Source organism: Paeniglutamicibacter gangotriensis Lz1y (assembly GCF_000348945.1).
GTDB classification, from domain to species: Bacteria; Actinomycetota; Actinomycetes; order Actinomycetales; family Micrococcaceae; genus Paeniglutamicibacter; species Paeniglutamicibacter gangotriensis.
Genome location: NZ_AOCK01000001.1, coordinates 573,614 through 589,078 on the forward strand (window position 1 = coordinate 573,614; position 15,465 = coordinate 589,078).

The 15,465-nt window shown below is 62.6% G+C and carries 12 protein-coding genes; 7 read left to right on the forward strand and 5 right to left on the reverse strand.

From position 1 onward, the window contains the following. Nucleotides 1-296 precede the first annotated feature (296 nt). Together ADIAG_RS02625 and ADIAG_RS02630 are read right to left on the reverse strand one after the other, a co-directional pair. Nucleotides 297-1,193, reverse strand: a complete 897-nt coding sequence (locus ADIAG_RS02625; protein ID WP_007269748.1) for a hypothetical protein — start codon at nucleotides 1,191-1,193, stop codon at nucleotides 297-299. Between the two features lie 424 nt (nucleotides 1,194-1,617). Beyond that, nucleotides 1,618-2,163 carry a YceI family protein gene (locus ADIAG_RS02630; protein WP_007269749.1) on the reverse strand — a complete coding sequence of 182 codons (546 nt, stop codon included), beginning with the start codon at nucleotides 2,161-2,163 and terminating at the stop codon, nucleotides 1,618-1,620. 458 nt (nucleotides 2,164-2,621) lie between these two features. Here ADIAG_RS02630 and ADIAG_RS02635 point away from each other — a divergent pair, with 458 nt between their 5' ends. Beyond that, on the forward strand, nucleotides 2,622-2,897 hold the full coding sequence (locus tag ADIAG_RS02635) for a hypothetical protein (protein WP_007269750.1): 276 nt from the start codon (nucleotides 2,622-2,624) through the stop codon (nucleotides 2,895-2,897). A 199-nt stretch (nucleotides 2,898-3,096) separates the two neighbouring features. Further along, nucleotides 3,097-4,194, forward strand: coding sequence for a pyridoxal-phosphate-dependent aminotransferase family protein (locus tag ADIAG_RS02640; protein ID WP_007269751.1), 1,098 nt, complete (start codon nucleotides 3,097-3,099; stop codon nucleotides 4,192-4,194). A 154-nt stretch (nucleotides 4,195-4,348) separates the two neighbouring features. Here ADIAG_RS02640 and ADIAG_RS02645 read toward each other — a convergent pair whose 3' ends face one another. Next, nucleotides 4,349-5,644 carry a benzoate/H(+) symporter BenE family transporter gene (locus ADIAG_RS02645; RefSeq protein WP_007269752.1) on the reverse strand — a complete coding sequence of 432 codons (1,296 nt, stop codon included), beginning with the start codon at nucleotides 5,642-5,644 and terminating at the stop codon, nucleotides 4,349-4,351. A gap of 166 nt (nucleotides 5,645-5,810) precedes the next feature. On the opposite strand from ADIAG_RS02645, the gene ADIAG_RS02650 reads away from it, so the two are divergent. The 5 genes from ADIAG_RS02650 to ADIAG_RS21570 all read left to right on the forward strand — a co-directional run bounded on the left by ADIAG_RS02650 (nucleotide 5,811) and on the right by ADIAG_RS21570 (nucleotide 9,711). Further along, the gene (locus tag ADIAG_RS02650; RefSeq protein WP_007269753.1) at nucleotides 5,811-6,581 is read left to right on the forward strand and encodes an SDR family oxidoreductase; all 771 of its coding nucleotides are present in this window, start codon (nucleotides 5,811-5,813) and stop codon (nucleotides 6,579-6,581) included. Between the two features lie 53 nt (nucleotides 6,582-6,634). Beyond that, nucleotides 6,635-7,552 carry a helix-turn-helix transcriptional regulator gene (locus tag ADIAG_RS02655; protein ID WP_007269754.1) on the forward strand — a complete coding sequence of 306 codons (918 nt, stop codon included), beginning with the start codon at nucleotides 6,635-6,637 and terminating at the stop codon, nucleotides 7,550-7,552. Nucleotides 7,553-7,632: 80 nt separating this feature from the next. Next, a complete protein-coding gene (locus tag ADIAG_RS02660; RefSeq protein WP_007269755.1) occupies nucleotides 7,633-8,595 on the forward strand; it encodes a prenyltransferase/squalene oxidase repeat-containing protein in 963 nt (320 codons plus the stop codon). A gap of 77 nt (nucleotides 8,596-8,672) precedes the next feature. Continuing rightward, a complete protein-coding gene (locus ADIAG_RS02665; protein ID WP_007269756.1) occupies nucleotides 8,673-9,275 on the forward strand; it encodes a hypothetical protein in 603 nt (200 codons plus the stop codon). A 268-nt stretch (nucleotides 9,276-9,543) separates the two neighbouring features. Next, entirely contained in the window at nucleotides 9,544-9,711 is a 168-nt protein-coding gene (locus tag ADIAG_RS21570; RefSeq protein WP_007269757.1) for a hypothetical protein, read from the forward strand. An 88-nt stretch (nucleotides 9,712-9,799) separates the two neighbouring features. On the opposite strand, the gene ADIAG_RS19845 is transcribed toward ADIAG_RS21570, so the two are convergent. After that, the gene (locus ADIAG_RS19845; protein WP_007269758.1) at nucleotides 9,800-13,657 is read right to left on the reverse strand and encodes a choice-of-anchor I family protein; all 3,858 of its coding nucleotides are present in this window, start codon (nucleotides 13,655-13,657) and stop codon (nucleotides 9,800-9,802) included. Between the two features lie 275 nt (nucleotides 13,658-13,932). Then, nucleotides 13,933-15,456 (reverse strand): GMC family oxidoreductase, encoded by a 1,524-nt coding sequence (locus ADIAG_RS02680; protein WP_007269759.1) that lies wholly within the window; start codon nucleotides 15,454-15,456, stop codon nucleotides 13,933-13,935. Nucleotides 15,457-15,465 lie beyond the last annotated feature (9 nt).

The following is a 15,465-nucleotide window of genomic DNA, read 5'->3' on the forward strand; positions in this document are numbered from 1 at the left end:
GTAGCTGCAAGATCCCGTCTTTGATTGAATAGAGGTTGTGGTTGCAAGTCTGTGTAGCAACGCAGCCCAACTGTGGACGCGTGATACTTGGGGGAGAGCCGAGTCCATCATGGAACTTGGCTCGCCACGGGCCATCGAACGGGCTGCGGATGCCCCCGGACCTTGCGACCACCGGTGGAATGTCGTCAATGGCGTACGGGACACTGACGGGGCGGGAGCACTGGGTCACTTGGGGGTGGCCGGCGCCCGCCCCACACCATTTTCCGCCACCATCCGTGGGTGTGCTCTTCGGTTTATTAGGCTGCGCGCATCTTGGCCAGATGGGCCTCGGTGGCCTGCTCGATGGACAATCCGTCCCCATGGTCCACAAGGGCCAGAAGTAGCGCCAGCGCAGCGGTGCCCAGCAGAGACGTCTTGTTCTCGTCGTCAATCAGGGGCTCGTTCAGGTCGGAGAGTAGGCGTAGGCCGAGGCCTTCGGCCATCGCTTGCAGCAGGATGTTGAAATCTTCGGCGTTCATACCGGGTCTGAATTTAAAGCCGTAGTGATCCAGGACCCGGGTATAGAGGGACAGCCACACCCGAGAGAGATTCTTGTACATGCGCTTGACTGCCAGTGCCGAAGCCGTATCGGCCTGCGATGTAGCGATCGCCAACAGCTGGAACCTGTAAGCAGGCAGCTCCAAGATGAGTTTGAGATCCTCGTAGGCGACGCGGTGGACGGCACTGGAAAAGTCGTTGTCGCCGGAGATTAGCTTTTCGGCATGCTGGGAGAACGCGGCTTGCAGGCTCCAATGTTTGTCAGCGAGTGCGTAGGCGACGAAGTCCGCCAGAAAATCTCCATGGCTGTTCCAGCGATGGCGCATCATGTTCTCGCTGAGCGGGAAATCTGGGCCGCAGTTGTCCCTTGCCTTCGCTAGGACCTTGCGTCTGGAGAGATAGGACATGACCGGCCGTGCGTCGTCTTCGTCGCTATCCAGCAGGTGCTCGGAAAGTGAGGGAGTGAATAGTTCAGAGGTAAGGTCCAGCGCTGCATCTAGGAACGCACGGGTCTCGCGGCCGTTGGCCAGACGCCTGCGAGTCAGCGCGGTTCGCCCTGAAACGTTGGTGATGACCTTTGCTTCATATAGATCCTCTGTTGGTTCCGATTTCAGACCGAAATTCGAGCTCAGAGGGTCCTTTGGTCGTGCTTTCATCTGCGCCTCCCCAAATAGCGTGGTTGCCTCCCCCAGAAGGCATAAAGTTCAGACTTACGTCTACTCTCAACGTACAACACCGGGAGTGGAATCCTCAGGCGTCGACTTCCGAACGTTACCTCGAAGCATCAGGTGTCCGCGGCAGTGTTCGTCCGCAACCGGCTCACGCCCTCGGTGCTCTGGAGGTGCCGTTGATTACCCACAGGGCCTCGAGGCCAGACGGAACGGGGTCGCTAGATAGCTGCCGACTCAAACAAACGACTGCACCGAGTCGCCCCATCTAATAAACGCCGAGATCGTCGGCGGTTTCGCCGCATTGACGGGGAAGACCGTTCGCGGAGCTTCCGGGTGTGCTGTGGTCCAACGTCGGAGGGGGCCGCGTCCTCGTGGACGCGGCCCCCTCCGGGTCATGCTTGGAAAAGTCTTAGTTCTGCGGTGCGAGGACGAAAGCCGAGTCGATGTTGATGGTGACCTTGTCGCCAACCAGTACGCCACCGGCTTCAAGCGCGGCGTTCCAGGTGATGCCGAATTCCTTGCGGGAGATCTGAGTGGAGGCAGAGAAGCCTGCGCGGGTGGCGCCGAACGGATCAACTGCAACGCCGCCGAATTCGACCTTCAGGGTCACCGGCTTGGTGGTTTCCTTGATGGTCAGGTTGCCCTCGAGCTTGAATTCCTCGGGGGAGCCTGCAACGCCGGTGGATACGAAGGTCATTTCCGGGAATTCCTCGACGTTGAAGAAGTCGGCGCTCTTGACGTGTGCGTCGCGGTTGTCATCGTTCGAGTCAAAGGACCCGGTCTTGACGACGGCCTCGACCTTGGAGGAATCAATCGAATCGCCTACGGTCAGGGTGCCGGTGACGTCAGTGAACGCGCCGCGAACCTTGGAGATGCCAGCGTGGCGAACGGTGAAGCCAACTTCGCTGTGCGAGGTGTCGAGGGTCCAGGTGCCGGGAATGATTTCAACGCTCATGGGGGAAACTCCTTGTTTTGGGAAGCCGGCGGGTCCAGCCGGTTTGCATGCTTATGTATGTAACTATGACACAGATTGATTGACGCGTCAATCATAAGTTTTTGATGCTGTCACATTTCTCAATCTTTCACCCCCAAGCCAAGTGCTCTCCGACTGCGGATGAATAGGCGGTGAATTGAGTCCGGAAAACCGGCCGCTCGATGCTCGGCACTCAACATCTGCCAGGTTGCTCCGCAGACCGATCGAGGGTGTCGAAGTTGAGTTCTCTGCTGACTTTTCAATGTGGGCCCCGGGCCATCTTTAGCGGCGCCCCTCGGGCTCTTCAGTTACATCGGGTTCGGGCAGGTAAATGGGGCGATTATCCGTCGCCGCAGGGTGGACGCTAGGGTGTTGGTAGGATTCAAGTGGTGATTGCCGTCACGAATTGGCGTCACGGTAAGTGCAGTGGAAGGCGGAGTATGAACGATATTATCTCGGAAGCCTTGAACATTCTGGGCACAACCGACGCTGATGATTCGGGGCCAGAAGCCCGCGGACGCCGCGCACATGCGCGAGTCCTGGTGATGGTCGAGCTTGCGCGAGAGGCCGCACGCAGCCGACATGAACAGCGCATCGCCAACCTGCTGTTGTTGGCCCAGCTCAATAAAAAAGACTCGCCCGAAGCCCTTAAAGAAGCACGACGGCTCATGTCTCTCAGTGATGAATTCGCAGACAGAGCATTGCGGGCCGTCTAACCGCACCCTGGTAGGAATCAGCTTTCTGCGTTGTTTTCGGCAAAGGTTCCAAACCGTGGAATCCAGCGGAACTATTGCCGAATGACTTCCTGATGGTTGCCACCGTTCGGGCTTGGCTTCACAAAGACTTGAACACAGCCCCAGAGCAATAGGCTGACACCAAAACCTACAGAATTCGTAGTGAGAAAAGAGAGATCACATGACGCAGATCGTTCCAATTCGCCACCTTTTCGGTCCCGGCCCGTGCAACCCGTACCCGGAAGCCACTGCGGCACTCGCCCTGCCGTTGTTAGGCCATTTGGATCCGGCATTCATCGCCCGCATGGACCGTACCGCTGCTGGACTACGCACGTTGTGGGGGACGGAGAATTCCAGAACCTTGCCGTTGAGCGCCACCGGATCGGCCGGCATGGAAGCGGCCTTCGTCAACACCGTGAAGGCCGGAGACGTTGCGGTCATTGCCGTCAACGGCCTCTTTGGCGAGCGTATGTGCGAGGTTGCCTCACGCGCCGGTGCCGAGGTAGTGCGTGTGGACCACGAGTATGGCACCCCGGTTGATGCCCAGCGCGTGGCCGACGCGCACCCGAACCCGACGGTGATTGCCGCAGTCCACGCGGAAACCAGCACCGGAGTGCTCTCCGATATGGCGGCACTGGGCGCCATTAAGGGCGATGCACTGCTGATTATGGATGCCGTCACCTCCATCGGCGGTATGCCGGTGCTCGCCGACGAATGGGGGGTGGATGTCGCCTACGCCGGTACGCAGAAATGCCTGGGTGTCGCACCGGGCCTGGCGCCCTTCACGATCTCGGACCGCGCCTTCGAGCGCCGCGTGCAGAAGCCGCAGTCCTGGTATTTGGACCTCGGTCTGCTCGGTGGATACACCACCGGCGGATCGGGCGGTGGACGCACCTACCACCACACCGCGCCGGTAGGCATGGTGGCCTCGCTCGAGGCCGGCATCAACCGGATCCTGGCCGAGGGCCTAGACAACGTCACGGCCAGGCACCAAGCTGCGGGCCAGGCGCTGCAAGACGGGCTGGTGGAGATGGGCCTGACGCTCTTCGCCGAAGAAGGATACCGCCTGCCGCAGTTGACCACCGTGAATGTTCCCGAGGGCGTGGACTCGGCCAAGGTTCGTGCCTACCTGCTGGAGCGCTTCAACATCGAAATCGGGGGAGGCGTGGGCAAAAACGCCAACACCGTGTGGCGCATCGGACTGATGGGCCCCAACGCCAACCCGAACTCGGTTGCCCTGATCCTGGCTGGCCTGAAGGAAGCAATCGCCAAGGCCTAGCGCTCCGCATCCACTAACGACACAACACCAGGGTCAATGGCCCACCCCGAGAACTGGGGTGGGCCATTGACCCTGGTCGCCTGTGGAGAAGCGAAACCCCTGGTCCTTGGGCGTGATGCGAGACGGCATCGGATGCAGCTGTGGGGGTTGGTTTTTACGAAGCCAGCCGTGCGGCGGCATGGTCGCCCGGCTCCATCAGGCGCGACAGCGTGAACCCGATGAGAATGCCCCAGAACGCGGCGTGGATATTAAACAGATTCATGTCCGAGATGGTCACGACGAAGGTCACCAGCGATCCGATCGTGAAGCTCGTGGAGAAAGCCGTGACAAAAGCCTGCTGCAGGGCTTTGAACATCGCCAAGCCTCCCAACGCCAAGATAAAAGCCTCGGGTGTGGCCAGCATGTATCGGGTCAAGGTGGGAGCCAGCAGCGCACAGACCAGCGACAATAAGCCGTAGACCACTGCGGCGGTGTATTGGCGATGCTTGGCACCGGAGGACGTCAGTAGCGCGTTGGTCGGGCCTGTGACACAGGCGGAGACCGCACCGAACCCGGCATTGAGCACGGAAAATGCGCCAGAAGCAATGGCAAAGACGTTAACCGGAGGCTTGTGGCCGGCAGCGCGCAGCACCACCACACCCTGACCGTTCTGCACGATCAGCACCGTGATGGCCAACGGCACCACCAGCTCCAACTGCGAGGCCCAAGTGAATTCGGGTGAGGTGAATACGGGGGTGGCGAAGATAGGCCCGGCCCCCGCCTCCAATGAGAACTGCCCGCTGGCAGCCACGGCAATGACACCGACTACCAAAGTGCCCAACACCGGTGGCATGTACCTGCCCAAGAAGGGCACAGCGGTCAGGATGACAAACGCCAGCCCCATGGGGCCGGCGATGATGGGGTTCGCCTGGGAAGAGGCAACGATGTCGGTTCCGAAGCGCAGGAACACCGCAGCGACCATGGCCATGACAATGGGCATGGGGATGGCCGCCATGATCCGCCGTACCAACCCGGTGGATCCCAGAGCCAAGATGAGCAGCCCAGAAACGAAGAAGGTCCCCACTACTTCAGGAAACGACAGGTGCTGCAGGGACGGGCCCAACAGCACCGTGCCGGGAATGGACCACGCGAAACCCAGCGGCTGGCGGTAGAGCAAGGACATCACCACTGTTGCCAGCCCTGCAGAAAGAAAAATTGCGAAAACCCATGAGGCCAACTCGGCCTGGCTCAGCCCACCTGCGGCTCCGACGGCCAAGGTCACCGCGATCGGCCCGGAGGCGGAGAAAATCAGCCCGATCACCCCGTTGCTGACGTATTGCGGGGCAATGTCTCTTAACAGGTCGCGAACCCCGGCCGGACGGCTCTGGGGGCGCTCGAGCATGGGATCGCGCGAGGGCACTTCGATGCCCTGCAGCTCCCGGGTGGACTGCTCAGAGGATTGGCTAGGCATACGTGCTCCTGCTCGCAAAGGAAAAGTGACTATGACCAGTCCACCACTGGAACGGGCGTCACAAGACCACGGGCGGTGCCCAGTTGATCCGGGGTACCGGATACCCCGGATCGGCTGGGCACCGTTGATGCCACCGAAGCAGCACAGAAACTGATGGACTTGACGCATGGCAAAAACAAACGAATCCACCACGTTCCCCCGCGACTTGCGAGCAGTAGTGACCGGTGCGAGCACAGGCATCGGTGCTGCCACGGCCCGCCATCTGGTGGCTGCCGGGTGGTATGTCCTGGCTATCGCGCGCCGCGCCGACCGCCTTGAGGCACTGGCCGCCGAGATCGGCTGCGACCTGCTGGCCGCGGACATCACCTCGGAGGCCGACGTGGCCCGAATCGTTGAGGCCGCGGGCGAAGTCCATGCGCTGATCAACAATGCCGGAGGCGCCCGCGGGACCGAGACCGTCGCCGATGCTGACCTAGAAAAATGGTCCTGGATGTACGACGTCAATGTGCTGGGCACGGTCCGGCTGACCAAGGCACTGCTGCCGTCCCTGCGGACTTCGGGACGCGGGGACATCGTGGTGGTCTCTTCGGTGGCAGGCCAACGCACCTATGCGGGCGGTGGCGGTTACACCGCGGCCAAGCACGCCGAGCGTGTGGTCGCCGAGACCCTGCGTCTGGAACTGAACGGCGAACCAATCCGCGTAATCGAGATTGTCCCGGGACTGGTGCATACCGAGGAGTTCTCCCTGCGCCGACTCGGCGGGGACCAAGCCAGCGCCGATGCCGTATACGCCGGAGTGCCCAACCCGCTGGCGGCCGACGACATCGCCGAGGCCATCAGCTGGACGCTGTCCCGCCCGCACCACGTGAACATCGACCAACTGGTGATCAAGCCGTTGGCTCAGGCCGCGATCCACAAGATGCACCGCACCTCATGAGACAAACGATCAGTAAGGTGGGATCAAGTCCCGTGCTGGAAGGAGCGTCGGAAATGAATCCCGGAACCGAACTCGGTGAGTTCCTCAAGGCCCGCCGTGCCCTGATCCAACCGGCCGGAGACGGCGGTCCCCGCCGGCGCGTGCCGGGCATGCGGCGCGAAGAGGTTGCCGCCCTGGCCCAGGTGAGCACCGACTACTACACCCGGCTGGAGCAAGGCCGGCATAAGCGTCCCTCCGAGACCGTGTTGGGCGCCTTGGCCGAAGCCCTGCAACTGGACGAGCTGGCCACCCGTCATCTGTTTGACCTCGCCCGTGCCGTGGCGGCCCCGCGCAGAGGCGGGCCGGTCAGTCAGATCCAGCACGTGCGCCCGTCACTTTTCCACTTGCTCGCCTCCTTTACCGAGCATCCCGCGTTCGTGCGGGGTCGACGCACCGAGGTGCTGGCCATGAACCCGCTGGCCGCGTTCCTGCTCGCGGACTTTCCTGCCAAACCGGTGCGCGAACGCAGCCTGATCAGCTGGACTTTCCTGGAGGAAGAAGCCCGCCAACGCTACGTGGATTGGGAAAAGACCGCCTCGTCGATGGTCGGTACGCTGCGCCTGGACGCCGGCCGCCACCCCGATGACCCGCTGCTGGCCCAACTCATCGGAGAGCTCTCGGTCCACAGCAAAGAGTTCCGCAGCTGGTGGGCGGACCACCGTGTGGTGGAGCGCCGCGACGGGATCAAACGGCTCGACCATCCGTTGGTGGGCCGCCTCGACATTCGTTACGAGGCACTTGCCGTCACCGGGGAGGCAGACCAGACGCTCTTTATCTACACCACCGAGCCCGGCTCGGAATCCGAGTCCAAGCTGCGCACCCTGGCCGCATGGATCAACGACGAAGCCCCAGACCGGGAACAGCCCGGGGTCAGTGCCGGGACCCCGGTTCCGCCTCCATCCACGCCCAACCCAGATCCGTCGGGACGCTGACCGAGCTTCGCCTCAAAGCGCTGCCCGAGGGCAGATTCGCCAGCGATGAGGTGCCCTGCCAGTCCTAGATCCGGGCCGCGGTGGCGTACAAGAATCGGTGGAAGGACACCGTTTCGTGGCTGCTCGATTCCAATCCATCCCTGCGCTGGCAGGTCATGCGCGACCTGCTCGATGCCCCCGGCGCAGAGGTCGACCAGGAACGGGCACGCGTCGCGGTCGAGGGCCACGGCGCACAGCTGCTCGCCCTTCAAGACGAGCGCGGATATTGGAACAACGAAGAATACGGCGAGGACCACGACCGCCGCTCAGTGTTCTGGTCGCTCGCCGCGCTGCGCCGCTTCGGCGCCGATCCCACAGATCCTCGGGTGCGCGCCGCCGTGGAGCGGGTCCAAGAAGCGGTCAGCTGGAAGTACTGGGACGATCTTCCCTACTTCCACGGAGAGGTGGAGCCTTGCATCAACGGCGGGGTACTGTCCCACGGCGCCTACTTCGGGGTGCAGCGGGAGTGCAGCGCTCGGATCATCGACAGGTTGCTTGCCGAACAGGTGGCCGACGGCGGGTGGAACTGCGAGGCCCCCGAAAATTCGAAGGTCTCCTCCTTCGACACCACACTGTGCGTGCTGGAAGGCCTGCTCGAACACGAACGGGCCATGGGTCAGGTTCCGGTTGCGCTCGCCGAAGCCCGGACGCGCGGCGAGGAATACCTGCTGCAACGCTCGGGATTCAAGCGGCTGAGCACCGGGGAGGTAGCCGACGGACGGTACCTGAACTTTTCCTTCCCGCCCTATTGGTTCTATGACGTGCTGCGCGCCCTGGACTATTTCCGGGAAGCCGGCGACGCTTTCGACGCTCGCCTGGAACCGGCACTTGAGATGATTCTTTCTCAGCGTGGGACGGACGGTCGGTGGGCTGCCGGGGTCACCTGGCCCGGTGCTGTCTACCTAGATGTTGATTCGCCGGAGGGAGAACCGAGCCGCTGGAATACGCTGCGCGCCTTGCGGGTGCTGCGCTGGGCCGGGGTGGATGTCGCACCCCCGTACTAAGCAACCAAACTGTCGCTGCTCCTTGAGATGGTTGATTCGATTCGCCGTCCCGGCCGACAACCGAAAAGGAGCATCTGATGTGGGGAACGCTTGGAGAAGTCATCGAGATCGACGCCGAGGAACTTGCCCCGGAGCTGCTCGACGAGTGGCTTGACCCCGAGCCGGCTTCACGCTTGATGGAGCATCTGTGGTTGACCTATCGGGACGGTCGTGAGCCCTTCGACGACGAATCCGGGAGCGTGGAAGATGCGCTGCGATTCCTTGCCATCGCCAAGTTTGTCGGGGGAGCTTTGGCAGTCGCTTGCGGTCAAGAACCCTTGGATCCCTGGGAATGGGCCGAGATCCCGGAGACACTGATCCACCCATTCGCGCTGGGATACCAGCTGGCCAACCGTGGGATCGGGTCCGACTATGAACTCGGCTTTAACGGGAACCTCAACGCTCTGATCGGGGACTTCGAAGATGAAGTGGTTCGTGAGCTTGGTCGAAGGATGCCGTTCTCCGATTTCTTCGTCTGTGTGTTGGGTGCCAGACGAGGCGTCGAACAGTTCCCAGTCAGCGCTGCGGATATGGAAGAGCACGACATCGAATTGGCCGTGATGAATCCCGAACAAGGCATGCTGCTGGACTACATCACCGAATCTTGGCCCCGAGAGCCAGCCAAAGAACGACTCCGCTGACATCAGGTTAACTCGAGGGGGCGCCGCGGCGATAACGGGCGACGACATAGTCCAAGGACCGCGGCCGGAAACGTGTTCCCTGGTCACGATCGCCGGCGTATCGGAACTCGCGGCGAAAAGGGACCCTAAGATTTGCTTCGTTTTCTTGGGCCAACCAAGTCGGGAGATCACCTTCACGGATGGGCCCTATCCGTGCTGTGGAAGCTGTTGCCAATAGGGCTTTGTAATGCCACGGTGGAGATACCCGCTCGTTTCCGGGAGGCACCACATGGGTAATAACCACCATGAAGATGAACGCTACAAGAAGTACTACGACCGTCCTCCTCACGGGGAAGTGCCGCAAGATCAGCGTGTCAAGGAAGCCAAAGAAGGTGGAGCAGAGCCAACCGTGGAACAATCCGGCGCCCTTCGCCCGCCGGATTCTTCAACGTCCTGAACCGAGCTTCGGCAGCAAGGCGCCCCAAACAGATCGTCCCGGCCCCCACTGAGGGGAGCCGGGACGATCCATTTATCGGAGCAGGAGATTACTTAGTATGAGTGCTTGCGCTACGGTGGCGCCGCCAGAGCAGCAACCCTCCGGCAGCCGCTAACAGTGCGCCTACGCCGGCGATTACGCCAACGGTTGCACCGGTGTTAGCCAGCGAGCCGTTCGGCTGGGGTGCCGCGGCCTCCGGCTCATTGCCGCCGTCGTTGCCCTGTGGTGCCACAGGTGTCTCGGACGGTTCCGGGTCCTGCGGCGCGGGGCTCTGGCTTGGTGCCGGCTCCTCGGACGGTGCCGGGGTTTCGCCCGGGCCGGTGTCGGCGGCCGAAGCAACCTCGACCTGAACGGAGATGTCCTCGTGGCCCGTGGCCGAGACCAGCAGCGTGTGTGCGCCGGTCTCGAAGTCGACAGGGATACCGATCTCGAAGGACGTTTCACCCTCGGCATTGGCTGCGGGGATGTCGCTTGCGGTCACAGGATCCGAGTGTAGGACCGCGGCGATCAATGCGCCCTCCCCGAGTCCGGAGACCTTCGCCTTCAAGGTTTCACCCTGCTTGACGGTGCTGGCCTCGAGATCGACCTTGGCCCAGTCGGTGCCTGACACCACGGCGCGGCCCAGCGGGGCCGGCTCGACGAGGGCGTGCGCCTCGAAGTACTCGACGGCCGCGACCAGATCGATCTGGCCGCTGTCGGCGACGTTGGTGCCGTGCCCGAAGGTGGTGAAGTTGTCCCCGCCCTCGGCCAGGAAGGAGTTTGCCGCGACGCGCAGAACCTGGTCCGCGCTCACTTCCTCGCCCTTGAACAACACGGAAGTGATGTGTTCACCGCGTGCGGCTTCAGGAACGTAGGTGTAGGACAGTTCCGCGGAGATGCCTAGGTGCAGCTTGGGACGCGAAGAGCCCTCCGGCTGCCACTGTTCCTCCAGGATGTCCTTGAGCTGTGCACCGGTCAGGTCCTTGGTGATCAGCGTGTTGCCGAAAGGCTGGACGCTTGCCGCATCCTGGTAGCTGATGGTGCCGTCCTTGCCGAACAGCAGGTCGGCGCGCAGACCGCCGGGGTTCATGATGCCGATGTCGGCCTTTTGACCGCCAAAGGAATCATTGGAGGTTGACCACAGGTGCATGTCCGCCACCAGGTTCCCGAGGCTCGATTCAACGCCCCGGTCCGAGCCTTCGGTGCCGCCGCGGGTGATATCGGCGCCGATCTTTCCGACCTCGACCGCGCCCGCTACTTCCGCCTGCTTCGTGGCTGCCTCAACGATTTTGCTCACGGAGGGAAGTACTGGATAGTTGGCGGTGGTTTCCTCTGCCTCGTTGGTGGTGATCAGCGGGAGCAGCTCTGCTTCCAAGGACACGATGACCTTGGTTTCCGGATCAAGTTTCAGATCCAGTGCCCCGAAGGTGGTGCCGTACTGGTGGGACTGGATGACCGGGCGTTCAAGTCCGGCTGCCCAACCTTCGACGGGGAAGGAGCAATCGTAGGCTTGGTGGGTGTGGCCCGAGATGATCGCGTTGATCTTGGCTGAAGCCTCGCGCACCAGTTTGCCGTAGATGGTCTTCTCGGTGGCGATGGCCTCACACTTATCGACAGCCGACCCGTCGTGGGTCAGCAGCACGATGGCGTCGGCCTCACCGTTTTTCTCGTTGCCGTCGCTCAGCGCGGCCGCCACACGGTTGGCGGCCTCAAGCTGGTCGCCGAACTCGATGTCTTTGATGCCGGTAGGGGAGACCATGGCCGCGGTGGATTCGGTGACGGTGCCGATGAAGCCGACTTTCACCCCGTCGATCTCACGGATTGCGTATTCCTTGAGCGCCGGGGTCTTGGTGCCCTTCTGGTACACGTTGGCCCCCAGAGCCAGCTCGGCCCCGTCGACGCCGGTGGACTTCGCATAGCGCGGGATGACCCGTTCGGTGAGGTCCTTGAAGCCTGCATCAAACTCGTGGTTGCCGACTACCGAGACCTCGACGCCGGAAGCGCCCAGCGCGTCGATGGTCGGCTTGTCCTGCTGGGAGAAGGAAGTGAAGGTGGAAGCGCCGATGTTATCGCCCGCCGAGACCAAGAGCGTATTGGGGTTTTCTTCCTTCAGTTCCTTCACCGCACCGCCGAGCACTGCGGCTCCGGCTTCGGCCCCGTTGGCTTCGATGCGGCCGTGGAAGTCGTTGATCCCCAGGATACGGATGTCGGTGGTGGGGGAGGCATCGGGTGATGTAGCAGGCACCCTGTCTCCGGAAATTGCGAACAAGGTGGTGGTTCCCGAGACCTCGTTGCCGACGGCCAGCATCGGGGCGCCGGTGGGCGATCCTTCCGCCGGGATGAACGTCAGGCCCTCGGGACCCAAATCCCCGGCGGCGGCGGGGTTGCCGCCGCCCTCGACGGATTGGGCGAAGTCGCGGTTGTTCACGTAGGTGACGAACGTGGAGGCGGTGGGCTGGGTGATGTCATAAACCATGACACCGCCCACGCGCTCGAGTCCGATGAAAGCGTAAGTGGACTTGCCAATCGTCCCGATGGCCAGGTTCTCGGGCTCGGGGCCCTTGTCATCACTGCGTCCCTCAAGGTTCGACTCGGAGTGGTTCGAGTTGAAGAATGCCGGGTTGGCCGCTGCGGTGATCGTTTCGAAATCGTCCCCGGAATCGAAGACCTGCTTGCCATCGGTGCCCCAGATGGAGAAGGAACGCGATCCGAAGGCGACAAGCTCCTCATAGCATTCACCGGCCTCGTTGAGTCCCGAGGCGGTGCTGATATTTAGCCGGCCCAGGTCAGAATCCTTGGCGAGGCCCGCGGCGAGGCTGTCCTCGCAGATCGGCGCGAGGCCGTCGGAGACCAGGTCCTTGACGCGGGCGCCCTCCTCGTAGTCTCCGAACTCGCGGGCATCGCCCTCGTTGGCGGTGACCAGGTAGGTGGTGGAGCCGGAGGTGTAGGCGTTGATGCCATCGGGCATGTAGGTGCCCTTGAGCCCCTCAAAGGTGCGGATATCGATCTTGCCGTCCTTATCGGAGGCATCCAGGCCGTTGCCGGCCTGCGAGTGGTCCTTGAATCCCAAAGAGCGGATGGCGGTGACGGTTGCGCTGGGCAGATCGATCTCGGCAACAGCGTTGGCTTCCTGCAGGGCAGCATAGGCGGTGGTGCCGTCGATGGCCACGTATTCGGGTTCCAGGTTCCGTGAGACCGGCTTGTCATCCCCGTGCGGGGTGGGACCGAAGACGCGTACCTCGGCCGGCAGCTTCTTGGAACCGCCCTCCTCGAACTCGTGGAACGTGGCGGTCTTGACCGCCGACTGTGCCGGGGCGGCAAGCGCGGCGGGCAGCGTGACGATGCTGATCGAACCCTCGGGGTCGATCTTGAAGTCGGCCGAGGGTTCTCCCTCGTTGGCCACCACGGCGTAGCTGCCGTCTGCGGAGATCGAGACCATGTCCGGCAGGGCACCAACGGTGAGCGATCCAAGAGGCGTGGCGGTCTCAGAGGTGGCGTCGAAAAAGAGCAGTGATCCCGCATCGGTTTTGGTGGATGATTCCAGGGCGATCGTGCCCAGGCCATCCGCGCGCACCGCCACGGAGTTGGCGATGCCCTTTCCAGAAATCGTGTAGAGCCTAACGGGCTTGGTCGGGTCGGCAATATCCAGGACGTCGACGGCCCCGGCCTGCGCGTTGACCACAAACAGGCGCTGGCTTGCCGCGTGGTAGGTGACGATCTCAGCGGCCGACTCATCGAAGGTGCCGGTCTCGTAGGAGCCGACGGCGGCCAGTTCGAGCCCCGCCCCCTTGGCCGAGTAGGTGATTGGATCGGGCACGATTGACGCCGCTGCGCTCGAGGCATAGAACGCGGAACCTGCAACGGCGAGCGCGGCAATGGCTGCCGATGCCCTGGTCAAGCGGCGCACGGGGCGCCTGGATGTAGACATGGTATTCCCAACAGATAGCGAGTGAGCAGGATGATGTAATTCCAAAAGCTATCGCTGAAAGACATCCGGCAGGTGAACGGAATGCAACCAGTGGGTGCGGGATCCGCCGGCGGATGAACGGAATACGGCAAGGAGAAGCAATGCAGCTATTAACGACGGAACGGGCCGCCGCAGTGGATGGAACGTGGTGTTCACCGCTGCGGCGGCCCGTGGAGGCCGCCCGTTGTGGGTCGGTTGGCTGATCGCCACCCAGCGAGTTTCCTCGCCTCCGCTGGCTACGACTCGTTGATGATCGCTGCTGCCGCGCGTTCGGCGATCATGATCGCCGGTGCGTTGGTGTTGCCCGTGGGAACCAGCGGCATGATCGAGGCATCGGCAATGCGCAGCCCGGCCAAGCCATGGACCCTGAAGGTCGTCGGGTCGACGACCGCCAGCTTGTCTACGCCCATCTTGCAGGTGCCGACCTGGTGGTGGTAGGTCACCACCGAATCACGCACGTATTGTTCGAGGTCTTCATCGGCAACCTCCGGGCCGGGGTAGATCTCGGTGGGTTCCCAGCCGGCCAACGCCTGACTTCTGCCGATTTCGCGGCACTGGCGCACCGAAGCCACCAAGGCGTCGGCGTCCGCCTGTTCCCGCAGTGCACCGAGGTCGATGCGGATCGGGTCACTGTCTGCTGCTCCCGAGAGCGTGATCTGCCCGCGGCTTTGCGGACGTACAAGCCCGCCGAGCAGGGAGAAAGCGTTGTTCGGCCCGGTCATCTCACCCGGGGCGTAGTCCTGGGAATACATGGGTACCGAGAAGAACAACGGCTGGGTGTCGGCCACCGGCAGTTCCGGGCGGCTCTTGGCAAAGAAGTGCACCTCCGCCGGGGCCACCTCGCCCATGGGCACATCCTTGGCACCGGTGGTGAAGATCACCGGGGAGAGCAAGTGGTCCTGCAGGTTCTTGCCGACCCCCGGCAGATCATGCACGGGGGTGATTCCTGCCTCCTGGAGCTCGGCCGCCGGGCCGATGCCCGAACGCAGCAACAGTTCCGGGGAGTTGATGGCGCCGGCGGCCAACACCGTTTCGGTAGCGCGCAGGGAAGTTCGTTCGCCGTTGAGGTCGAATTCAACGCCGGCCACCCGCCCATTTTCGATGATGAGTCGGCGAACGAGCGCACCAGTCAGCAACGTCAGGTTCGGGTTCTCCGCCACGGGCGACAGGTACGCATGCCAGGTGTTGAAGCGTTTGGAATCACGCACGGTCAGTTGCATGCGTGAGACGCCTTCCACGTTCCCGGAGTTGTAGTCAGCATTAAACGGGATGCCGGTTTCCACGGCACCGGCAAGCATGTCCTCCTGGATCGGGTTGCGGGCAAAGCCCTCGACGACATCCAGCAACCCGGTGTCCCCGCGGGTCTCCGAGCCCCCGAGATCGAAGTTTTCGATGCTCTTGTAGACGGGCAAAACGTCATCCCAGCCCCAGCCAGCGCAACCCTCCTTTTCCCAAGTCTCGTAATCCCATTTGTCCCCGCGCACCCAGATGGTGGCGTTCAGGGCGTGGGAGCCGCCCATGACCTTGCCGCGCGGCAGGTGGATGCGACGGTTTGAGGCGCCGGCCTGTTCGGTGCTGTAGTAATCCCAGTCCTGCTCGCTGTGCCACAGCGCGCCGAGGGTATAGAGGTGGGTGATATCGGGGTTGGTGTCGTAGTCCCCTGCCTCCAGGATGGCAACACGCTTCCCTGCATCCAGCAGACGGCGGGCGATGACGTTGCCGGCCGACCCTGCACCGACGATGATGTAGTCGAATTCCATGTCGAGTTC